General features: G+C 72.6%; 16 protein-coding genes. 4 read left to right on the plus strand and 12 right to left on the minus strand.

All coding sequences use genetic code 11. The features are described from left to right. Positions 1-43: 43 nt before the first annotated feature. Complete coding sequence (locus tag ACNYS0_RS11405; protein ID WP_422472930.1) at positions 44-1,486, plus strand: hypothetical protein; 1,443 nt, start codon at positions 44-46, stop codon at positions 1,484-1,486. Between the two features lie 73 nt (positions 1,487-1,559). Here the strand turns inward: ACNYS0_RS11405 and ACNYS0_RS11410 are convergent, their stop codons facing one another. Genes ACNYS0_RS11410 through ACNYS0_RS11420 form a run of 3 tightly spaced genes read right to left on the minus strand, consistent with a single transcriptional unit; the run spans position 1,560 to position 4,012 of the window. Further along, entirely contained in the window at positions 1,560-2,417 is an 858-nt protein-coding gene (locus ACNYS0_RS11410; protein WP_422472932.1) for an alpha/beta fold hydrolase, read from the minus strand. 27 nt (positions 2,418-2,444) lie between these two features. Next, positions 2,445-2,885: a RidA family protein gene (locus ACNYS0_RS11415; RefSeq protein ID WP_422472934.1), complete on the minus strand. Its 441-nt coding sequence runs from the start codon at positions 2,883-2,885 to the stop codon at positions 2,445-2,447. Then, positions 2,882-4,012, minus strand: coding sequence for an acyl-CoA dehydrogenase family protein (locus ACNYS0_RS11420; protein WP_422472936.1), 1,131 nt, complete (start codon positions 4,010-4,012; stop codon positions 2,882-2,884). Before ACNYS0_RS11420 ends, ACNYS0_RS11415 begins: the two co-directional genes overlap by 4 nt. 166 nt (positions 4,013-4,178) lie before the next feature. On the opposite strand from ACNYS0_RS11420, the gene ACNYS0_RS11425 reads away from it, so the two are divergent. After that, positions 4,179-5,819, plus strand: coding sequence for an AMP-binding protein (locus tag ACNYS0_RS11425; protein WP_422472938.1), 1,641 nt, complete (start codon positions 4,179-4,181; stop codon positions 5,817-5,819). A 4-nt stretch (positions 5,820-5,823) separates the two neighbouring features. Further along, positions 5,824-6,630, plus strand: a complete 807-nt coding sequence (locus tag ACNYS0_RS11430) for a PaaX family transcriptional regulator (RefSeq protein ID WP_422472940.1) — start codon at positions 5,824-5,826, stop codon at positions 6,628-6,630. Between the two features lie 95 nt (positions 6,631-6,725). On the opposite strand, the gene ACNYS0_RS11435 is transcribed toward ACNYS0_RS11430, so the two are convergent. Continuing rightward, positions 6,726-9,014, minus strand: a complete 2,289-nt coding sequence (locus ACNYS0_RS11435; RefSeq protein WP_422472942.1) for a bifunctional salicylyl-CoA 5-hydroxylase/oxidoreductase — start codon at positions 9,012-9,014, stop codon at positions 6,726-6,728. A 7-nt stretch (positions 9,015-9,021) separates the two neighbouring features. Further along, entirely contained in the window at positions 9,022-9,852 is an 831-nt protein-coding gene (locus ACNYS0_RS11440) for an enoyl-CoA hydratase family protein (RefSeq protein WP_422472944.1), read from the minus strand. A 252-nt stretch (positions 9,853-10,104) separates the two neighbouring features. Between ACNYS0_RS11440 and ACNYS0_RS11445 the strand changes: the two genes are divergently transcribed. Then, positions 10,105-10,563 carry an ATP-binding protein gene (locus ACNYS0_RS11445; RefSeq protein ID WP_422410692.1) on the plus strand — a complete coding sequence of 153 codons (459 nt, stop codon included), beginning with the start codon at positions 10,105-10,107 and terminating at the stop codon, positions 10,561-10,563. Here the strand turns inward: ACNYS0_RS11445 and ACNYS0_RS11450 are convergent. From ACNYS0_RS11450 to ACNYS0_RS11480, 7 genes are all read right to left on the minus strand, one after another. Next, positions 10,526-11,980: an amino acid permease gene (locus ACNYS0_RS11450; protein ID WP_422472946.1), complete on the minus strand. Its 1,455-nt coding sequence runs from the start codon at positions 11,978-11,980 to the stop codon at positions 10,526-10,528. The genes ACNYS0_RS11445 and ACNYS0_RS11450 overlap by 38 nt on opposite strands. Before the next feature lie 121 nt (positions 11,981-12,101). Beyond that, entirely contained in the window at positions 12,102-13,097 is a 996-nt protein-coding gene (argF, locus tag ACNYS0_RS11455; protein WP_422472948.1) for an ornithine carbamoyltransferase, read from the minus strand. Between the two features lie 130 nt (positions 13,098-13,227). Further along, positions 13,228-14,829, minus strand: a complete 1,602-nt coding sequence (locus ACNYS0_RS11460) for an amidohydrolase (RefSeq protein ID WP_422472950.1) — start codon at positions 14,827-14,829, stop codon at positions 13,228-13,230. 25 nt (positions 14,830-14,854) lie between these two features. Next, entirely contained in the window at positions 14,855-16,333 is a 1,479-nt protein-coding gene (locus ACNYS0_RS11465) for an APC family permease (RefSeq protein ID WP_422472952.1), read from the minus strand. Positions 16,334-16,446: 113 nt separating this feature from the next. Continuing rightward, a complete protein-coding gene (locus ACNYS0_RS11470; protein WP_422472954.1) occupies positions 16,447-17,679 on the minus strand; it encodes an arginine deiminase in 1,233 nt (410 codons plus the stop codon). Positions 17,680-17,884: 205 nt separating this feature from the next. Continuing rightward, positions 17,885-20,461 carry a polynucleotide kinase-phosphatase gene (locus ACNYS0_RS11475; protein ID WP_422472956.1) on the minus strand — a complete coding sequence of 859 codons (2,577 nt, stop codon included), beginning with the start codon at positions 20,459-20,461 and terminating at the stop codon, positions 17,885-17,887. Continuing rightward, entirely contained in the window at positions 20,458-21,951 is a 1,494-nt protein-coding gene (locus ACNYS0_RS11480; RefSeq protein WP_422472958.1) for a 3' terminal RNA ribose 2'-O-methyltransferase Hen1, read from the minus strand. Before ACNYS0_RS11480 ends, ACNYS0_RS11475 begins: the two co-directional genes overlap by 4 nt. Positions 21,952-22,004 lie beyond the last annotated feature (53 nt).

Here is a 22,004-nt window from a genome sequence, read left to right on the forward strand (position 1 = left end):
GGGCCGCCTGCCCTCGGGACGGGCGGGATGTGAGGGTGGGCGCATGAAGCGTTCATCCGCCGCCGCGCTCGCCGCCTGTGCCGCCCTCGTACTGCTCACCGGATGCGGGGGCGGGCGCGGTGCGCCGGAGACCGGTCCTTCCGCGTCCGGTGCGGGCGCCCGCGGGGTGCCCAAGGAGCCATCGGCCAGTCGGGCACCCGCCGCGGGGAAGGGCTCGAAGGACCCCGACGACCTCAACGGGGACGGGCACCGGGACCTGGTCGTGCCCGTCGCGGCGCACGTGGGCACGGACCCGAACGACCGCGACGAGCGGGTCGGCGTCGTCTTCGGCTCCGCCCGCGGGCTCGACCCGGCCACACGCGCCGTGTACGGGCGCTCGGACCTCGGGATCCCGCGCTCGACGGTGCAGAACCCGGGCCCCGAGGACGATCTCGCCGCGGAGAACGTGACCACCGCCGACCTCGACGGGGACGGGTTCCCCGACCTCGTCACCACCGTGGCGGAGGAGTCCGACGACGGCAGCGGCAATCAGCGCGGCGTCCCGTACGTGGCGTGGGGCACGCCGACCGGTCCCGGCGCGCGGGGCCGCACGGCGACTCGGCTCCAACTTCCCTCGGCCGCGGCCCGATTGGGCCTGGAGGAGGCCGCGCGCGGCGACTTCGACGGGGACGGACACCACGATCTGGTGGGCCTGGGCAACAACGGCACGACGGTGCACATCCTCTACGGCCCCTTCGACCGCTCGGGGGCGCCGGCCCGCTCCGGCTCGCTCACGGGGGACGACGACGGGGGCGGCGGCCTGGTGGCGGACGCCATCGACCCGACGGGCAAGCCGCGCGTCACGGGGCTCCTGATCCCCTCGATGAGCGACGGGGAGCAGGCGACCAGCACGCTGTACGCCGACCCGCGCACCGGCAAGGGACGGAAACTGCGGCCGGGCAACGCGCACGCCTTCGGCGACTTCGACGGCGACGGGCGGCGGGACGTGGCCGTGGGCGACAACGGCAGCCGCAACGACGAGCCCGGCTACGAGACGGAGGCGGCCGACGTGGACGGGTCGCTGGCGGTGTACCCCGGCGGGGGCGGGTCCCCGGTGACGTACAAGCTGCCCCCGCCCGGCACGGACCGGGAGACCGACTACGGGCCCGGCGGGTACGTCGCCGCCGATCCGGACGGGGACGGACGGGACGGCATCCTCGTCGCCACGTACTCCGGGGCGACCCTGATCGACGGCGAGAAGCGGACCCCCGTGCTGCGGCAGGGGCCCATGGAGATCGACCACAAGATGCTCTCGGACAACGCGCGCCGCGCGCGGCCGGTCGACGCGGGTGACTTCGACGCGGACGGCAAGGACGAGCTGGTCCTGGCGTGGGCGGCGGGCACCCTCTTCACCCTGTACGGGGAGCACCCGACGCACTGGTGGGTCACCGTGGGCACGTCGGGCCGCGATGCCGCCTCCTTCTCGACGACCGGGTTCGCCGATTAAGCCCCGGCGACGGGTGGGCAATTGAAGCCCCTGCGGCGATTGAGCAGCGGGGTCCGGGGCAGAGCCCCGCGACCTAGGACCGGGTGGCCGCAACAAACTCCCGGATCGCCGCCGCCAAGGCACGTGGCTGGTCCAGCGGAATCAGCGTGCCGCAGTCGTCCAGTTCCACCAGCCGCCCCTGCGGCAACAGTTCCGCCAGGCGACGGCCGTGGGCCAGGGGCATCATCCGGTCCTGCTTCCCCCACACCACCAGCGCCGGCCGGTCATACGCGCGGAGCGCGTCCGCTGCCTCCATCATCTCCGTCTTCACCCCGGACCGGAGGTAGTGCAGCAGCAGCTTCCGCGCCGCCGGGTCCTTGCGCAGTGGCTCGATCCAGCGGTCGATCAACTCGTGCGGGACCGGCCGCTGGGACATCACCGCGTACCCCGTGCCGGGCATCCGGCGCAGCGGCCGCACGGACAGCGTGCCCACGAGCATCGTGATGCCGCCGGGGACCCGGGACATGACCTCCAGGAGCTTGCCCGCCGGGCCCGGCGGATAGTTGTCGAAGGCCTCGCAGCCCGCGATGACCATGCGCCCCACCCGGTCGGGCCGTTCCGCGGCGAGCTGCTGGAGGCGCCCCGCGTCGTTCTCGACGAACACCGTGTCGTCGCCCAGCTTGAGCGCGTCGGCGAACTCGCCGATCAGCAACGCCACGGTGTGCGGGGTGATCTTGGCGCCGGGCCGCACGGGCACGTGGTTGCTCCCGTACGGAAGGGTGGGCACGATGCACCGCACGGACGCGCCCAGTTCGTCGACGACCTGCCGCCACACCGTGCCGTCCTGGGCGAGTCCGTGGAGGAGGACGACGGTCGGCCCGTCGCCTCCCGATTCCTCGTACGCGATCGGGCCCACGGAGAGGTCCACCGAGAGTTCCGTCTGCTGCGTCATACGGCCGAGCCTAGGCGCGGTTCCCCCTCAGGGCAGGACGGCGATGCCGTCGAGTTCCACCATGGCCTGTTCGTCCCACAGCCGGCTCACTCCGATCACGGCCATCGCCGGGTAGTCGCGGCCCGCCAACTCGCGCCAGATCCGGCCCAGTTCGCGGGCGTTCTCCCGGTAGTCGGCGACGTCCGTGGCGTAGACCGTGACGCGGGCCAGGTGCTCCGGCGTGCCGCCGCACGCGCGCAGGGCGGTGAGCAGGTTCGTCAGGGCGCGGGTGAACTGGGCGGGGAGGGTGTCGCCCACGACCTTGCCGTCGGCGTCCAGGGACGTCTGGCCGGCCAGCATCACCATGCGGCCGCCGGTGGCGACGACGGCGTGGGAGAAGCCGGTGGGCGGGGAGAGCTCGGGCGGGTTGACGCGCCGCAGGTCGCCGGTGTTGCTGCCGATGCCGTTGCCGCCGTTGTTGCCGGTCACGTGGTCTCCTTCGTGTGCCGCTTGTACAACTCGCGGGCGATGATGGCCCGTTGGACCTCGGAGGCACCCTCGTAGATGCGGGGCGCCCGGACCTCGCGGTACAGATGCTCCAGGAGGTGGCCGCGGCGCAGCGCCCGCGCCCCGTGCAACTGCACGGCGGCGTCGACGACTTGCTGGGCGGTCTCCGTGGCGATGAGCTTCGCGGCGGCGGCGCGGCGCGGCACGTCCGGGTCGCCCTCGTCGTACGCGGAGGCCGCCGCGTAGACCATGAGGCGCGCGGACTCGACGCGGACCGACATGTCGGCGACCTGGTGGGCGACGGTCTGGAGCTCCTTCAGCGGGGCGCCGAACGCCTCGCGCTCGCCGGTGTGCGTGAGCGTCGCGTCGAGAGCCGCCTGGGCCATGCCGACGGCGAAGGCGCCGACGCTGGGCCGGAACAGGTTCAGCGTGCCCATCGCGACGCGGAACCCGGCGTCGACCTCGCCGAGCAGGTCGTCGCGGGTGACCGGGACGCCGTCGAAGGCGAGCGCCCCGATGGGGTGCGGGGAGATCATGTCGAGGTGCTCGCCGGTCAGGCCCGCGCGGTCGGCGGGGACCGCGAAGGCCGACACGCCGCGCGCGCCCGCGCCCTGCGTGGTGCGGGCGAAGACGGTGTAGACGTCGGCCTCGGGTGCGTTCGAGATCCAGCACTTGTCACCGGTGAGCCGCCAGCCGTCACCGTCCTGATCCGCGCGCAGGGACAGCGCCGCCGCGTCCGATCCCGCCCCCGGCTCGCTCAGCGCGAACGCCGCCACGGCCCGGCCCGCGCTCACCTCCGGAATCCACCGCTCGCGCACCGCATCGGCGCCGTACGCGTGGATCGGGTGCGCTCCGAGCCCCTGTAGGGCGAGGGCCGTCTCGGCCTCGGTGCTGACCCGGGCCAGGGACTCGCGCAGGAGGCAGAGATCCAGCGCGCCCGATGTGAACAGGCGATCCAGGAGCCCGAGTTGGCCGAGTTCGGCGACGAGGGGGCGGTTGACGCGGCCCGGTTCGCCCTTCTCGGCGAGCGGGGCGAGGCGGTCGGCCGCGAGGGCCCGCAGCTCACCGCACCACGCGAGCTGCCCCGGTTCGAGCGAGAATGTCCCCATACGTGGTGCTCCTCTCACGACTGCCTACCGGCCACCCTGCCCGCCGGCCCCACACAGGAACCGTATCGCGCCCCGTTGACTGTCGTCACCATCACGATACGCTCGATGCGCGCCGCCTCACCCGGCGACGGCATGCGAGCCACTCACCACGAGGGGGCGCCAGGCCATGACCCACCATCCGCTCAGCCCACTGCTTCCTTCTGGGCACGTCGACACCTTCGCCCGCGAGCATCTGCCACCCGCCGAGCTGTGGCCGGGCCTCACCTTCGACCTTCCCGAGCTGGACTACCCCCAGCGGCTCAACTGCGGGGCCGAACTCCTCGACGCCACCGTGGAGCGGCACGGCGCGGACCGCCCCGCCTTTCACTCCCCCGGCCAAGCACCCTGGTCGTACGGGGAGTTGAAGGCGACGGTCGACCGGATCGCGCACGTGCTCACCGAGGACCTGGGCGTCGTGCCCGGCAACCGGGTGCTGCTGCGCGGCCCCACCACCCGGTATCTCGCGGCCTGCTGGCTCGCCGTGATGAAGGCGGGGGCCGTCGCCGTGACCGTGCTCGCGGCGCAGCGAGCGAGCGAGCTGGCCACCGTGTGCGGGATCGCGCGGGTGGGGCACGCCCTGTGCGACATCCGCTCGGTCGACGACCTCGCGAAGGCCGAGGTACCGGGCCTGCGCATCACCACCTTCGGCGGGGACGGGCCCGACGACCTGCTGCACCGCGCGGCCCCGAAACCGGCGGCGTACGAGGCCGTGGAGACCTCCGCCGACGACGTCGCGCTGATCGCCTTCACCTCGGGGACCACCGGGAGGCCCAAGGGCTGCATGCACTTCCACCGGGACGTGCTGGCGGTCGCGGACACCTTCGCGAAGCACGTGCTGCGGGCCGGTCCGGACGACGTGTTCGCGGGGAGCCCGCCGCTGGGCTTCACCTTCGGGCTCGGCGGCCTCGTGATCTTCCCGCTGCGGGTGGGCGCATCGGCGCTGCTGCTCGAACAGGCGGGCCCGCAGAAGCTGCTGCCCGCGATCGCCGAGCACCGGGTGTCGGTCGTGTTCACCGCGCCGACGGCTTACCGGGCGATGCTTGGCCTGCTTGCCGACGTCCCCTCGTACGACATCTCCTCGCTGCACCGCTGTGTGTCCGCGGGCGAGAACCTGCCCGCCGCGACCTGGCAGGCCTGGCAGGAGGCGACCGGTCTGCGCATCATCAACGGGATCGGCGCGACGGAGCTGCTCCACATCTTCATCTCGGCGGCGGACGACGCGATCCGGCCGGGGACCACCGGCGTTCCCGTGCCCGGCTGGGAGGCCCGGATCGTCGACTCCGAGGGCCGCCAACTCCCGGACGGAGAACCGGGATTGCTGGCCGTCCGCGGACCCGTCGGCTGCCGCTACCTCGCCGACGAGCGGCAGACCGTCTACGTACAGCACGGCTGGAACGTCACCGGGGACACGTACGTCCGCGAGGCCGACGGCTACTTCCGGTACGTGGCCCGCGCCGACGACATGATCATTTCCGCCGGGTACAACATCGCGGGCCCCGAGGTGGAGGACGCGCTGCTGCGCCACCCGGACGTGGCGGAGGCGGCGGTGGTCGGACGCCCCGACGAGGAGCGCGGTCAGGTGGCGGTGGCGTACGTGGTGCTGCGGGCCGGGGCGCGGCAGGACGCCGAGGGGCTTCGGGAGTTCGTCAAGGCGGAACTCGTCCCGTACAAGTGCCCGCGCGTGATCGAGTTCCTGGACGCGCTGCCGCGCACGGCCACGGGAAAGCTCCAGCGGTTCCGGCTCCGCGAGCCCTCAGCCGTAGAGTGATCACGTGCCCGAGCAGCCCACGCATACGCCCCGCTCCCTCATCGTCACCCTGTACGGCGCCTACGGCCGCGAGCTGCCGGGGCCCCTGCCGGTCGCCGAGCTGATCCGGCTGCTCGGCGCGGTCGGCGTCGACGCGCCGTCCGTCCGCTCGGCGGTCTCCCGCCTGAAGCGCCGCGGCCTGCTCCTCCCGGCCCGCACCGACGCGGGAGCCGCGGCCTACGCGCTCTCCGACGGCGCCCGCCAGCTCCTCGACGACGGCGACCGCCGCATCTACGGCAGCGGCTCCCCCGCCGACGGCTGGGTGCTCGCCGTGTTCTCGGTCCCGGAGTCCGAGCGCGCCAAGCGGCACGTGCTGCGCTCCACGCTCAGCGGTCTGGGTTTCGGCACGGCGGCGCCCGGCGTGTGGCTCGCGCCCCTCGCCGTCTACGAGGAGACCCGCCACACGCTGGAGCGCCTCGGCCTGTCCGGGTACGTGGAGCTGTTCCGCGGCGAGCACCTGGGCTTCGCGGCGACCGCGGACGCGGTGGCCCAGTGGTGGGACCTCGCCGCCCTCGCGAAGCTCCACGAGGCGTTCCTGGACGAGCACGAGCCGGTGCTGCGGGCGTGGGAGGCCCGGTCCGGGACCCCGTCGCGCGAGGCCTACCGGGACTACCTCCGCGCCCTCGACTCCTGGCGCCACCTCCCCTACGCGGACCCCGGCCTGCCGCCCGAGCTGCTGCCGGAGGGGTGGCCGGGGGTGCGGGCGGCGGAGGTGTTCCGGGCGCTGGACGAGCGGCTGCGGGGGGCGGGGGCGGAGTTCGCCCGCGCGTGATCAAGCCCCTGCGGCGATTGAGCAGCGGGGTCCGGGGCAGAGCCCCGATCTTTCGAGTCGCCTCAGGGCGCCGGAGGGTGGGCGCCGCACCCTGGTCACCCCGGCAGGACAAGCCTCGGCTTCGGCGCGTCCAGGCGACCCGTCTGGGGCCGGCGGCTTCCCGCCCCGTACTGCTGGGGCCACACCGCACCCGGACCCGCGTAGCCCTGCTCGGCCGCCGCGTGCAGCGTCCAGTTCGGGTCGTACAGGTGCGGGCGCGCCAACGCGCAGAGGTCCGTACGGCCCGCCAGGACAAGGGAGTTGACGTCGTCCCAGGAAGAGATCGCGCCGACCGCGACGACCGGGACGCCGGCCTCCGCCCTGATCCGGTCCGCGTACGGCACCTGGTAGGAGCGGCCGAACGCGGGGCGCTCGTCCGAGACCACCTGCCCCGTGGACACGTCGATGGCGTCGGCGCCGTGCGCGGCGAAGGCGCGGGCGACGGCGACGGCCTCCTCCTCGCTGGTGCCGCCCTCCGCCCAGTCCGTGGCGGAGATCCGCACGGTCATCGGGCGGCCCTCCGGCCACACCTCGCGTACGGCGTCGAAGACTTCGAGCGGGAACCGCAGCCGCCCCTCAAGTGAGCCGCCGTACGCGTCCGTGCGCCGGTTCGTCAGCGGTGACAGGAACCCGGACAGCAAGTAGCCGTGCGCGCAGTGGAGTTCGAGGAGGTCGAAGCCGGAGTCCGCCGCTCGCCGCGCCGACGCGACGAACTCCTCGCGTACGTCCGCGAGTTCCGCCGCCGTCAGCCCGCGCGGCAGTTGGCTGTCCGGGCGGTAGCGGAGCGCGGACGCCGCGACCAGCGGCCAGTTGTCGGCCGCCTCGGGGAGCGGCTCGTCCATGCCCTCCCACATGAGGCGGGTGGAGCCCTTGCGTCCCGAGTGGCCGAGCTGCACACCGATCGCCGTGCCGGGAGCGCGCGTGTGGACGAAGTCCACGATCCTGCGCCAGGACTCGGCCTGGCCGTCCGTGTAGAGGCCCGCACACCCGGGCGTGATGCGGCCCCGCGGGCTCACGCACACCATTTCCGTCATGACCAACCCGGCGCCGCCCAGCGCCCGCGCCCCCAGGTGCACGAGGTGGAAGTCGCCCGGCACACCGTCCTGCGCCGAGTACATGTCCATCGGTGAGACCACGACCCGGTTGCGCAGTTCGAGGCCGCCGATGCGGAACGGCGTGAACATCGGCGGCGTGCCCTCGGGGCAGCCGAACTCCCGCTCCACCGACTCCGTGAACCGCGCGTCCCGGAGCCGCAGATTCTCGTGCGTCACCCGGCGCGAGCGCGTGAGCAGGTTGAAGGCGAACTGGAGTGGCGGCTGGTCCAGATAGCGGCCCAGTTCCTCGAACCACTGGAGGCTGGCCCGCGCCGCCCGCTGCGTCGACGCGACGACGGGCCTGCGCTCCTCCTCGTACGCGGCGAGCGCCGCGTCGGTCGTGGGCTGCTCGGTCAGGCACGCGGCGAGCGCGAGCGCGTCCTCGACGGCGAGCTTCGTGCCGGAGCCGATGGAGAAGTGCGCGGTGTGCGCGGCGTCGCCGATGAGCACGCAATTGCCGTGCGACCAGCGGTCGTTGACGACCGTGCGGAAGGTCAGCCACGAGGAGTTGTTGGTCCTCAGGGCGCGGCCGCCGAGCGCGTCCTTGAAGGTCTTGGCGCAGGCCTCGATCGACTCGCGCACATCCATGTCCGCGAAGCCCGCCGCCCGCCACACCTCTTCGCGCATCTCGACGATGACCGTCGACTCGTGATCGCTGTACGGGTAGCCGTGCAGCTGCATCACACCGTGCTCGGTCTCCGCGATGTCGAAGCGGAAGGCGTCGAGGGCGAAGTCGGCGGCGAGCCAGATGTAGCGGTTGCGGTGCTCCTCGATGTGCGGGCCGAACGCGTCCGCGTACGCCTCGCGGGTCTTGCTGTGCACACCGTCGGCCGCGATCACCAGGTCGTACGCCTCACGGAGTTCGTCGATCGGCGGCGCCTCCTCCTGGAAGCGCAGGTCCACGCCGAGTTCGCGGCAGCGGGCGTGCAGGATCTCCAGGAGCCGGCGGCGGCCGAGCGCCGCGAAGCCGTGCCCCGTCGAGGTGTGCCGCTGCCCCCGGTGCACGATGTCGATGTCGTCCCAGCGCACGAACTCCTCCTGGAGCGCCCGGTAGACCACCGGGTCGGCGTGCTCGATGCCGCCGAGGGTCTCGTCGGACAGGACGACGCCGAAGCCGAACGTGTCGTACGGGGCGTTGCGCTCCCAGACCGTGATCTCCCGGTCCGGGTCGAGGCGCTTGAGGAGGGCGGCGGCGTACAGGCCGCCGGGGCCGCCTCCGATGACGGCGATGCGGCGGGCGCGAACGGTCATCCGCCGGTCACCTCCCCTGCCACTTCGGCGGGCGCTTGGCGGTGAACGCCGCGTGGAACTCGGCGTAGTCCTCGCCGTGCATGAGCAGCGCCTGCGTGGCCGCGTCCATCTCGATGGCCCCGGCGAGCGGCATGTCCAGCTCGGCCGTCAGGAGCGCCTTCGTCTGCGCGTACGCGAGGACGGGGCCCTCGGCGAGGCGGTGGGCGAGGGCCTGCGCGGCCTCGTCGGCCCGGCCCTCGTCGGTCAGCTCGCTGATCAGGCCGATGCGCTCGGCCTCGGGCGCGCGGACCGCGTCGCCGAGCATCAGGAGGCGGGTGGCGTGGCCGAGGCCGACGACGCGGGGCAGCAGATAGGCCGCGCCCATGTCGCCGCCGGACAGGCCGACCTTCGTGAACAGGAACGCGAAGCGGGCGCTGGGGTCGGCGACGCGGAAGTCGGAGGCGAGCGCGAGGACCGCGCCCGCCCCGGCCGCGACCCCGTGCACCGCGGCGATCACCGGGAACGGGGCCTCGCGCACGGCCCGGACGACCTGTCCGGTCATCCGGTTGAAGTCGAGGATCTGCGCGGTGTCCATGGAGAGCGTGGCGCCGATGATCTCGTCGACGTCGCCGCCGGAGCAGAAGCCGCGCCCCTCGCCGGCGAGGACCAGGGCACGGACCGTCTTCTCGCGGGACAGTTCGGCGAGCAGGTCGCGCAGGTCGGCGTAGGCGCCGAAGGTGAGCGCGTTGAGCTTCTCGGGGCGGGCGAGCGTGACGGTGGCGACACCGCTCTCGTCCACGGCGTACGTGAGGTGCTGCCAGGAGTCGGTGCGGGGGGTGGAGCCGGTGAAGGGACTCATGCGGTGCCTCCGACGGGTAGCGGGCGTGCCGAGGAGGAGCGGGACGACTCGACCGTATCACCGCATCATGACTGTCGTCACGAGTGCGCGATAACGCGGAGGGGTCGTACGTCCCGGCACGCACCGACGAGAGCCTCTTTCGCCCCACGCCGTACCATTCATAAGGTTGAACGCAGGACAGTCCCCCTTGAGCCCGTTCCTCCGAGCCCGTCCCCGAGCCGCATACGCGCCCTCCGCCCCCAGGATTCCGCCGTGACTCCCTTCTCCGGTCCCTCCACGCCCACGTCGTGGCGCATCGCCCTTCCGCACACGGCCGCGGCCGTGCCGGTCGCGCGCGCCCTCGTGCGGACCGCGCTGTCCGAGATCGAGTCACCGGCCGCGGACGCGGACACGGCGGAGCTCCTGACGGCGGAGCTGGTGGCGAACGCGGTGGAGCACACGACGGGGGACACACCGATCGAGCTGGTCGTGGAGCTGCTCGACTCGGGCTGTCAGGTCGAGGTGCACGACACGGACCCGGCGCCGCCGTCCGACCTCACCAACCCCGAGGACGAAGGGCCGCCCGACCCCTGGCAGGAGCACGGCCGCGGCCTGCTCCTCATCCGCACGCTCAGCTCGTCGTGCGGGCACCGCCCCACCGATTCCGGCAAGGCGGTGTGGTTCACGCTTCCCTCTACGGTGCCGAGCCAGCGCCCGGCGTCCGAGGCGTAGCCCCCTCGGGCACCTCGCCGAGCCGCGAGTTGCGGCGGCCGTACAGCGCGTACACGAGCGCGCCCACGACGAGGAACACCGCGAACTGGACCCAGGTCGTCCAGCCCGTGCCCCAGATCAGGTAGAGACAGAAGCCGACGCCCAGGACCGGGCTGACCGGGTACAGCGGCACCCGGAACGAGCGCTTCAGGGCGGGGTGCGAGCGGCGCAGCGCGATCACCGCGACATTGACGGCGACCATGGTGGCGAGCGTGCCGATGGTGGTCAGGTTGACGACGGCGTCGAGCGAGGAGAACGCGGCGGGGACCGCGAAGACGCACGCCACGATCCAGGTGTTGGCGACCGGCGTGTGCGTCTTCGGGGAGACCCGCTCGAAGACCCGCGGGATCAGCCCGTCGCGGGACATCGACATCAGGATCCGGGTCTGCCCGTACATCACCGCGAGCACGACCGAGGCGATGGCGACGACCGCGCCGAAGGCGATCACGCCGCCGCCGATGTCCGAGCCGGTGACCCGGTCGACGACGAGGGAGAGCGCGGCGGGCTTGTCCCCGACGGCGTCCGCGCCGAGCGCGCCGATGGCGGCGACGGCCACCGCGACGTAGAGCAGCGTGACGATGCCGATGCAGATCAGGATCGCGAGGGGGATGTTGCGCCGCGGGTTCTTGACCTCTTCGCCGGCCGTGGTGACCGCGTCGAAGCCGATGTACGAGAAGAAGGCGAGCGAGGCGCCGGAGGTGACACCGGCCATGCCGTCCTTGAGGAACGGGGTCAGATTGCCGGCCTCGAAGGCGGAGTAGGCGATCGCGCAGAACACGATCAGGATGCCGATCTTGAGCACGGCCATCGCGGCGGTCGCCCGCGCGCTCTCCCGGATGCCGCGCACCAGCAGCGTGGCGGCCATCAGTATCACCAGCACGGCGGGCAGGTTGACCACGCCGCCGTCGGCGGGGCCGGCGGACAGGGCCTCGGGCAGCTGCCACCCGAAGACGCTGTCGAGCAGCTCGTTCAGGTACTGGCTCCAGCCGACGGCGACGGCCGACACCGAGACGCCGTACTCCAGGAGCAGGCACCAGCCGACGAGGAACGCGACGCGCTCGCCGAGGGTCGCGTAGGCGAAGGAGTACGAGGAGCCGGAGACCGGGATCGCGCTGCCCAGCTCGGCGAAGGAGAAGGCCGTGAAGATGCAGGTGATCGCGGCGAGGACGAAGGAGAGGATGACGGCGGGGCCGGCCTCGGCGACCGTGTCGGACAGGCCGACGAAGATGCCGGTGCCGACGATCGCGCCGACGCCGAAGCACACGAGCTGGAAGAGCCCCATGGTGCGCTTGAGGCCGTGGCCTTCGAGGTCGGCGCCCGATTCGGCGATCAGGGACTCGGGCGACTTGATGCGCAGGCCGGAGGGGGTCGGCGACATGGGGTGGTGCTCTTTTCTGGTGGTGCGGGTGCGGTGGGGGTGGCCGCATGCCGGTGGGGCCGGAGAGGGTGTTCCGGCCCCATCAGTTTGAACGGTTATTCGGGGATTGTGCGGTTTGCGGCTATCGGCCGAGCGTGGCGACCATGACGGCCTTGATGGTGTGCATCCGGTTCTCCGCCTCGTCGAAGACGACGGAGTGCTCCGACTCGAAGACCTCGTCGGTGACCTCGAGGGACTCCAGGCCGTACTTGGCGTGGATCTCGCGGCCGACCTTGGTGCCCAGGTCGTGGAAGGCGGGGAGGCAGTGCAGGAACTTCACGTCCGCGTTCCCCGTCGCCCGGAGCACGTCCATCGTCACCGCGTACGGGGTGAGCGCCTTGATGCGCTCGTCCCAGATCTCCTCGGGCTCGCCCATCGACACCCACACGTCGGTGACCACGAAGTCGGCGCCGGCGACGCCCTCCTCGACGGTCTCCGTGAGTGTGATCCGCGCGCCACTGGCGGCGGCCAGCTCGCGGGCCTCGGCGACGACCGTCTCGGCCGGCCAGTAGGCCTTCGGCGCGACGATGCGGACGTCCATGCCGAGCAGGGCGCCGGTGACGAGGTAGGAGTTGCCCATGTTGAAGCGGGCGTCGCCGAGGTAGGCGAAGGACATCTCCGTGAGCGGCTTGGCGCTGTGCTCGGTCATCGTGAGCACGTCGGCGAGCATCTGCGTGGGGTGCCAGTCGTCCGTCAGGCCGTTGTAGACCGGCACGCCCGCGTACTCGGCGAGCGTCTCGACGATGGCCTGCTCGTCGCCCCGGAACTCGATGGCGTCGAACATCCGGCCGAGGACGCGCGCGGTGTCCTTGCTCGACTCCTTCTTGCCGATGTGCGAGCCGGCCGGGTCGATGTACGTCGTCGAAGCGCCCTGGTCGGCGGCCGCGACCTCGAAGGAGCAGCGCGTACGCGTGGACGCCTTCTCGAAGATCAGCGCCACGTTCCTGCCCTTGAGGTGCTGTGTCTCGGTCCCCGCCTTCTTGGCCGCCTTCAGCTCAGCGGCCAGGTCGACCAGGCCTCGGAACTCCTCGGCGGTGAAGTCCAGCTCCTTGAGGAAGTGGCGGCCGGTGAGGTTCATTCGGGGGCTCCTGCGCATGACTCGGGGACGGGGTCGGGACAATGGAAGTCTATACGATGTTCCACATTTCTATTCATGATTCTTTCCGGAGCATGCGCTTCCGTGCTTTCCGGTGCATGCGCTTCCGTGCCTACCCGAACGTGCGCTCCCCCGCCAGCCACGTGCCGCGCACCCGGATCTCCCGCAGCCGCATGGGGTCGGTGGTGCGCGGGTCCGCCGACAGCCACACCAGGTCCGCGGGCGCCCCCGGCACGAGCGCGCCCCGCTCGTCGGCGAACGCCTGGTGCGCGGATCCCGCCGTGTACGCGGCCAGCGCCTCCTCGACCGTCAGCCGCTGGTGGGGCAGCCAGCCGCCCTCCGGGTCGCCGTCGAAGGTCCGCCGGGTCACCGCGATCTGGATCCCCTCCAGCGGCTCGTACGAGCTGACCGGCCAGTCGCTGCCGAACGAGAGCCGCGCCCCGCCGCGCTCCAGCTCCCCCATCGGGTACTGGAGCGCCGAGCGCTCGTCGCCGATGCGCGGGACGGAGAGCACGGTCTGCAACGGATCGGGCTGCGCCCACAGCGGCTCGAAGTTGGCGATCACCCCGAGTGCGGCGAAGCGCGGCAGATCGGCAGGGTCGACGAGCTGGACGTGGGTGATCACGGGGCGCCGGTCCCACGCCTCGTTGGCCTCCGCCGCCGACTGGATCGCGTCGAGCGCGGCCCGCACCCCGGCGTCGCCGATGGCGTGGATGTGGGTCTGGAAGCCGTCCGCGTCGAACGCCCGGACGGCCTCGGCGAGCGCCGCCGGTTCCCAGACGGGCATCCCGCAGCTGTGCGGGGCGTCGTCGTAGGGGGCGAGCAGCGCGGCGGTGCCGCCCTCGATCACGCCGTCGCCGAAGAACTTCACGGTGCGGGCGGTGAGCCGGTCGCCGCCCTCTGCCTCGACGCGGCGGCGCTGCTCCGTGAACGCGGGCCGCTGCTCGCGCCAGCGGTCCGGGTCGGCGCGCTGGGCGAGGTTGACGCGGAAGCGGAGGGCGCCCCGGCGGGCGGCCTCCAGGTAGGCGTCGACCATCTCCGGCTCCACCCAGGCGTCCTGAACCCACGTCAGTCCCGCCCGCGCGTACGCCTCCCCCGCCACACCGAGCGCCTCGACCAGCTCGTCCACGGGGCGGCCCGGCACCCGGTCGAGCACCAGGTCGCAGGCGTGCCACTCGCGCAGGGTGCCCATGGGGGTGCCGTCGGGGCGGCGCACGATCCAGCCGAGGCGCGGCTCGGGCGTCGTCGCGTCCACCCCGGCGCGGCGCAGGGCCTCGGTGTTGCACCACACCGTGTGGTAGTCGTACGCCCGCAGCACGACGGGCCGGCCGGGGACCGCGGTGTCCAGCCAGTGGGCGTCGAACTCGCCGTCGGGGACGAGCGCCGGGTCGTAGCTCGCGCCGACGATCCACTCCTCCTCGGGGTGCGCCTCGGCCCACCGCCCGACCTCGGCGACGATCTCCTCGACCGAGCCCAACTCCTTGATCCGCGGGCCGAAGTGCTCCAGACCCCCGAAGAGCGGGTGGGCGTGGCCGTCGCCGAAGGACGGCATGAGCAGCCCGCCCTCGCCGAGGTCGAGCACCTCGTCGGCGGTGGCGGCCAGCGCCTCGGCCGCCGCCCCGAGGGCGAGGATCCGGCCGTCCCGGACGGCGACGGCGGTGACGTCGCCGTGCGCGTCGCTTCCGGTGCGGACGGTTCCGCGGAGTACCAGCACGTACACGTTCCTTTCGATGCGGGGGTCAGACGCGCTCGGCGTCGACGGTGGTCAGCCGGGCGTACCCGGCCGGGTCGCGGCGCCGCACCCGCAGCGCGACCGCGACCCCGAGCGCGAACAGCACGGGCAGTGGCGCGAGCAGCACCGCGTTGACGCCCGGTGTCGCGCCGGTGAGCAGGTCGAGGTTGACGCACGCGAGGCCGATGAGGACCGCGAGCCCGGCGAAGGAGAGGAGCGGCGCGAGCACCACCCGCCACCCGGGCAGACCGCGCCGGTCGCGGCGGAAGAACCCGAACACCGCGAGCGCGGCGCAGGCCTGCATCAGCATCACGCCGAGGATGCCGGTGCCGTTGGTCCACAGGAACGTGACGCTGTACGGGTCCACGCCCGCGACCAGCGTCACGACGACCGTGAGCAGCGCGATGGCCGACTGCACGAGGACCGCGACGGCGGGCGAGCCGGTGCGGGCGGTGACCCGGCCGAGGCGGCGCGGCAGCAGGCCCTCGCGGCCGAGCGCGTAGAAGTAGCGGGTGGCGCCGTTGTGGAAGGCGAGGGTGGCGGCGAAGGCGCTGGTGATGATCAGGAGTTGCATGGCGTCGGCGGCCCAGGCCCCGGCGAACCGCTCGGTCGCGGCGAAGACCATGTCGCCGCCGCCGTCCCCGGTCGCGACCCGCCGGGCGTCCCCGGCACCGTACGCGTTGATGATCATCCAGACGGTGAAGGTGTAGAAGAGCGCGAGGAACGCGACGGCGATGTAGGTGGCGCGCGGCACCGTGCGCTCCGGTTCGCGGGCCTCCTCGGCGTAGATCGCGGTCGCCTCGAAGCCGACGAACGCACCGATGGCGAGGACGAACATGCCGCCGACGCCGCCGTTCAGGAGGTGGCCCGGTGACAGGACGCCGAACTCGGGGCCGTGCGGCCCGCCGCCGTGCGCGAACACCCCCGCCTCGAACACCAGCAGGACGAGCACTTCGAGGACCAGCGCGACGCCCAACACCTTGGCGCTGAGCGTGACTTTGAGCCAGCCGAGCACGCCGATGGCGACCAGCCCGGCGAGCGCCCAGGCCCACCACGGGATCAGTACGCCGGTCAGGTCCTGGAACCCCGACTCGGTGAACCAGCCGAAGGCGGCGAGGAGTCCGACCTCGATCGCGTTGTACGCGAGCAGCGCGACATACGCGGAACCGACTCCGGCGGGGCGGCCGAGGCCCCGGCCGATGTACGCGTAGAACGCGCCGGCGTTGCGCACGTAGCGGCTCATCGCGGTGAAACCGGCCGCGAAGACGATCAGGAGCAGTCCGGAGACGAGATAGCCGAGCGGCGCGCCCTGGCCCGCCATCCCGATGGCCAGTGGGGCGACACCCGCCATGACGGTCAGCGGCGCGGCGGCGGCCACGACGAAGAAGACCAGGTCGCCGGTGCCGATGGCGCCCTTCTCCAGGGTGGGGGCGGAGGTGGCGGCGGACGCGGCCCCGCCGTGTTCGGTCCCGGTGGACGACGTCAAAACGAATACCTTTCGTTTGGCGGGTCGTCAGGACCGTATGCCGAGCCGGGGCGGTCTGGGAAGATCGCCGCCGATGGCCCGGCGGGGTGTTCGGGGGGATCGCGCTCAGGTGTTCACGGGGTCACGGGGTCCCGCTCGACCGGGCAGCTCATGCAGCGCGGGCCGCCGCGGCCGCGCCCCAGCTCGCTGCCCGGGATCTCGATGACCTCGATCCCCTGCTTGCGCAGGAACGTGTTCGTCGTGGCGTTCCGCTCGTACGCGACCACGACGCCCGGCTCGACGGCGAGCACATTGCAGCCGTCGTCCCACTGCTCGCGCTCGGCGGCGTGCACGTCCTGCGTCGCGGTCAGCACCCGGATCCCGGGGAGTCCGAGTGCGGCGGCGATGGCGCGGTGCATGTGCTCGGGCGGATGGTCGGTGACCTTCAACTCGGCGCCGGACGAGCCCGGTTCGATGGTGTACGAGCGCAGCATGCCGAGCCCCGCGTACTGCGTGAACGTGTCGCCGTCGACCATCGTCATGACCGTGTCGAGGTGCATGAAAGCGCGTCTCTTCGGCATGTCGAGGGCGACGATGGTGCGCGCCGAACCCGCCGCGAACAGCTTGTGCGCGAGCATCTCCACGGCCTGCGGCGTGGTCCGCTCACTCATCCCGATGAGGACGGCGCCCTGCCCGATGACGAGGACGTCGCCGCCCTCGATGGTCGACGGGTAGTCGGCCTGCCCCTCGGACCACACATGGAAGTCGTCGGCGTCGCGGAACAGCGGGTGGTGCCGGTAGATCGCCTCGAAGTGGACGGTCTCGCGCTGCCGGGCGGGCCAGCGCATCGCGTTGATGGACACGCCGTCGTAGATCCACGCCGAGGTGTCGCGGGTGAACAGGTGGTTGGGCAGCGGGCCGAGCAGGAAGTCGTCGAGCTCCATGACGTGGAAGCGCACGGAGGTCGGCTCCGGGTGCGCGTCGAGGAACTCCCGCTTGGTCATCCCGCCGATGAGGGCCTCGGCGAGCTCCGCGGACGGCATCGCCGCGAAGGCGTCCCGCAGGTGGCCCGTGGCCAGCGGGCCGTACTCCTTCTCGTCGAAGACGCGGTCCAGGACGAGGCCGCGGGCGGCGTCGACGTCGAGGGCCTCGGTGAGCAGGTCCCCGAAGAGGTGCACACTGACGCCCCGGTCGCGCAGCACGTCGGCGAACCCGTCGTGCTCCTGCCGGGCCCGGCGCACCCACAGCACGTCGTCGAAGAGCAACTGGTCCTTATTGCTGGGCGTGAGCCGCTTCAGTTCGAGATCGGGCCTGTGCAGAATCACTCGGCGCAGGCGGCCGGCCTCGGAGTCGACGTGGAATCCCATGGGGCCATCCTTACCCCGGCCGCCCGTGGTTGCGCCCTGGGGCTCCGCCCCAGACCCCGCTCCTCAATCGCCGGAGGGGCTTGATTTACCTCAAGTCCCACCGACCGCTCGAGCCAATCAAGCCAATCAAGCCCCTGCGGCGATTGAGCAGCGGGGTGCGGGGCGGAGCCCCGAGGCCGTTCCCCCGGACGACCGGGCCAGGACGTCAGAGCCGAGGGTCGACCGGCTCCGACTCGAGCGCCAGGACCGCGAACACCGCCTCGTGCACCCGCCACAACGGCTCCCCCTCCGCCAGCCGATCCAACGCCTCCAGGCCCAACCCGTACTCCCGGATCGCCAACGACCGCTTGTGCCCGAGAAACCGCTGCCGCAGCTTCGCCAGATTCTCCGGCCGCGTGTACTCCGGCCCGTACACGATCCGGAGGTACTCGCGCCCACGGCACTTCACCCCCGGCTGCACGAGCCGCCCCTTCGCGTCCCGCACCAGCGCCCCGACCGGCTTGACGACCATGCCCTCGCCGCCCCGCCCGGTCATCTCCAGCCACCAGTCGACCCCGGCCCGCACGGACGCCGCGTCACCCGTGTCGACGTACAGCCGCCGCGTCGTCCGGAGCAGTCCGGTCGTGTCGTGCCCGACGACCCGGTCGATGAGCGCGAGCTGCTCGTCGTGCGGCAGCCCGGCGAGCGAGCGCCCCCGGGCGGCCAGGATCTGGAACGGCGCGAGCCGCACCCCGTCGAGGCCGTCGGTGCTCCAGCAGTAGCGCCGGTACGCGTCCGTGAACGCCGCGGCGTCGGCCGCCCGGCCGCGCTGCCGCTCCAGCAGCTCGCCCACGTCGACGCCCCGGTCGGCCGCCGCCTCCAGCGCCCCGAGCGCGCTCGGGAACGCGGCGCCGGACGCCGCGCCCACCGCCGCGTACTGCGCGCGCAGCAGCCCGGACGCCTTGAGCGACCACGGCATCAACTCCGCGTCGAACAGCACCCAGTCGGTGTCGAGCTCCTCCCAGAGACCGGCGGCGGTGACGGCGTCCCGCACCCGCCCGAGGACCGCCTCGGTGGTAGCCAGGTCGTCGAAGAACGGCCGCCCGGTGCGCGTGTAGACCGAACCGGTGACCGGCCCGCCGCCCTCGTCACCGACGCCGAACCGCTCCCGCGCCGCCTCCGCGTCCCGGCACACCAGCACCACGGCCCGCGAGCCCATGTGCTTCTCCTCGCACACGACCCGCTCCACGCCGTCGGCGGCGTACTGGGCGAACGCCTCCTCCGGGTGTTCTAGGTACCCGTCCTGCGACGACGTGGCAGTCGGCGCCATCGTCGGCGGCAGATACGGCACGAGCCGCGGGTCGACCGCGAACCGGCTCATGACCTCCAGGGCCGCAGCCGCGTTCTCCTCGCGCACAGTGACACGCCCGGTGTGCCGGGTCTCCACGCTCCGGCGGCCCTGCACATCCGCGAGGTCCAGCGGCCGCCCCTCGTGCCCGCCCGGCGCCTCGGTCGCCAGCGGCCTGGCCGGTTCGTACCAGACCCGCTCGGCCGGTACATCGACCAGCTCGCGCTCCGGCCAGCGCAGCGCGGTGAGCTTCCCGCCGAACACGGCGCCGGTGTCGAGGCAGATGGTGTTGTTCAGCCACGTTGCACTCGGCACCGGGGTGTGGCCGTAGACCACCGCCGCCTGGCCCCGGTACTCCTCCGCCCACGGATAGCGCACCGGAAGGCCGAACTCGTCGGTCTCGCCGGTCGTGTCCCCGTACAGCGCGTGCGAGCGGACCCGGCCCGACGTGCGGCCGTGGTACTTCTCGGGCAGCCCGGCGTGGCACACGACGAGTTTCCCGCCGTCGAGCACGTAGTGGCTGACCAGCCCGTCGACGAACGCGCGCACCTCCGCGCGGAACTCCTCGCTCTCCCCGCCCAGCTGCTCGACCGTCTCGGCGAGGCCGTGCGTGTGCCGCACGCTGCGCCCCTTCATCCAACGGCCCAGCTTGTTCTCGTGGTTGCCGGGCACGCACAGCGCCGTACCGGCCTTCACCATGCCCATCACGCGACGCAGCACGCCGGGCGTGTCCGGGCCGCGGTCGACGAGGTCACCGACGAAGACGGCGGTCCGCCCCTCGGGGTGCGCCCCGTCCACATAGCCCAACTTGCCCAGAAGCGTGTCGAGTTCGCTCGCGCACCCGTGGATGTCGCCGATGATGTCGAACGGTCCGGTGAGGTGCGTCAGGTCGTTGAACCGCTTCTCGCGCACGACGCCCGCACCCTCGACCTCCGCGGCGCCCCGCAGGACGTGTACCTTGCGGAAGCCCTCGCGTTCCAGGTGCTTGAGGGAGCGCCGCAGTTCACGGGTGTGCCGGCTGATGACGCGGCGCGGCATGTCGGCGCGGTCGGTGCGCCCGGCGTTGCGCGCGGCGCACACGTCCTCCGGCACGTCGAGCACGATGGCGATGGGCAGCACGTCGTACTTCCGCGCCAGCTCGACGAGTTGGCGGCGGGACTCCTGCTGCACGTTGGTCGCGTCGACCACGGTCAGGCGCCCGGCCGCGAGCCGCTTGCCCGCGATGTAGTGCAGCACGTCGAAGGCGTCGCGGCTGGCGCCCTGGTCGTTCTCGTCGTCGGCCACGAGTCCGCGGCAGAAGTCGCTGGAGAGCACTTCGGTGGGTTTGAAGTGGGCACGCGCGAAGGTCGACTTGCCGGAACCGGACGCGCCGACCAGCACGACGAGCGAGAGATCGGTGACGGGCAGCACGCGCCCTGCGGTGTCGGTGGTGCCTATGGTGCTTGCGGTGCTCATGCGGCTGTCGCCCCCTTCTCGTTCTCGTTCTCGTTCTCGCTCTTCGTCGTGGTCCCGGCCGTCGTGAACACCGCCATCTGCGTCGGCGGGCCCACCTCCGGGTCGTCCGGCCCCACCGGCACGTACCGCACCGCGTATCCGTGCCGCGCCGCGACCCGCTCCGCCCACTCGCGGAACTCGGCCCGGGTCCACTCGAACCGGTGGTCGCCGTGCCGGACGTGCCCGGCGGGCAGGGACTCCCAGCGGACGTTGTACTCGACGTTCGGCGTGGTCACGACGACCGTACGGGGCCGCGCCGAACCGAACACCGCGTACTCGAGCGCGGGCAGCCGCGGCAGGTCGAGGTGCTCGATCACCTCGCTGAGCACCGCGGCGTCGTACCCCTTGAGCCGCTTGTCGGTGTACGCGAGCGAGCCCTGTACGAGGCGTACGCGCGCGGCCTGCCGCTCCCCCATCCGGTCCAGCTTGAGCCGCCGGGAGGCGATGCCGAGCGCCCGTACGGAAACGTCCACACCCACGATCTCGGTGAACCGCACGTCCTTGAGCAGCTCGCCCACCAACTGGCCCTGCCCGCAGCCCAGATCGAGCACCCGGGCGGCCCCGGATCCGCGCAGCGCGTCGAGGATCGCCTCCCTGCGCCGCACCGCGAGCGGCACCGGGCGCTCCTCGGTGTCGCTCTCCTCGTCCACGGCGTTGTCGATCTCGTCGACGTCCGTGTCGTCGGCGTCCGCGAGCCGCACCAGCTCCAGGCGCTCCATGGCCTGCCGGGTCAGCGACCAGCGCCGCGACAGATACCGGCCGACGATCAGCTTCTGCTCCGGGTGCCCGGCCAGCCAGCCGTCCCCCGCGCGCAGCAGCTTGTCCACCTCGTCGGCCGAGACCCAGTAGTGCTTGGCGTCGTCGAGCACCGGCAGCAGCACGTACAGGTGCCGCAGCGCGTGCGCGAGCCGCAACTCGCCCTCCAGGACGAGCCGCACGTACCGCGAGTCGCCCCACTCGGGGAACCGCTCGTCCAGCGGGACCGCCGTCGCCTCGACCGCCCAACCGAGCGGCTCGAACAGCTTCCGTACGAGGTCGGCGCCGCCGCGCGCGGGCAGCGCGGGCACCTCGACGCGCAACGGCAGCGCCTGCTCCGCGCGCTCCGGGCGGGCCTTGCACACGCCGCGCAGCGCGCTGGAGAAGACGTTGCTCAACGCGACGGCGAGCAGCGACGACGCGGCGTAGGGCCGGTCGTTCACGTACTGCGCGAGCGCCGCGCCGGGTGCGCCGCCCCGCCCCTTGCCCCTGCCCCGCCGGGCCAGCGCCACGGGATCCACCTCAAGGAGCAGCGCGGCCGTGCACCGCTCGTCGCCGGCCTCGGGGTAGAGGACGTGCGCGGTGCCGTGCGCCGTGCTGAACGACTGGGCGTTCGCCGGATGCTTGTGCAGCAGAAAGCCCAGGTCGGTGGCCGGATTCGCGGCATTGCCAGTGGTCGAGATCGTCAGAAACACACGGCCGAGTATGGCTCCGGGCCCACGCTCCCCACCATGGGTTTTCGCCCGCA

It is taken from the genome of Streptomyces anthophorae (assembly GCF_049310305.1).
Taxonomy (GTDB): Bacteria; Actinomycetota; Actinomycetes; order Streptomycetales; family Streptomycetaceae; genus Streptomyces.

Bases quoted from the DNA above. Each gene is read 5' to 3' on its own strand.
- ACNYS0_RS11405 (WP_422472930.1), top strand. From the start codon at position 44: ATGAAGCGTTCATCCGCCGCCGCGCTCGCCGCCTGTGCCGCCCTCGTA.
- ACNYS0_RS11410 (WP_422472932.1), bottom strand. From the start codon at position 2,417: ATGACGCAGCAGACGGAACTCTCGGTGGACCTCTCCGTGGGCCCGATC.
- ACNYS0_RS11420 (WP_422472936.1), bottom strand. From the start codon at position 4,012: ATGGGGACATTCTCGCTCGAACCGGGGCAGCTCGCGTGGTGCGGTGAG.
- ACNYS0_RS11425 (WP_422472938.1), top strand. From the start codon at position 4,179: ATGACCCACCATCCGCTCAGCCCACTGCTTCCTTCTGGGCACGTCGAC.
- ACNYS0_RS11435 (WP_422472942.1), bottom strand. From the start codon at position 9,014: ATGACCGTTCGCGCCCGCCGCATCGCCGTCATCGGAGGCGGCCCCGGC.
- ACNYS0_RS11440 (WP_422472944.1), bottom strand. From the start codon at position 9,852: ATGAGTCCCTTCACCGGCTCCACCCCCCGCACCGACTCCTGGCAGCAC.
- ACNYS0_RS11450 (WP_422472946.1), bottom strand. From the start codon at position 11,980: ATGTCGCCGACCCCCTCCGGCCTGCGCATCAAGTCGCCCGAGTCCCTG.
- argF (WP_422472948.1), bottom strand. From the start codon at position 13,097: ATGAACCTCACCGGCCGCCACTTCCTCAAGGAGCTGGACTTCACCGCC.
- ACNYS0_RS11470 (WP_422472954.1), bottom strand. From the start codon at position 17,679: ATGGGATTCCACGTCGACTCCGAGGCCGGCCGCCTGCGCCGAGTGATT.
- ACNYS0_RS11475 (WP_422472956.1), bottom strand. From the start codon at position 20,461: ATGAGCACCGCAAGCACCATAGGCACCACCGACACCGCAGGGCGCGTG.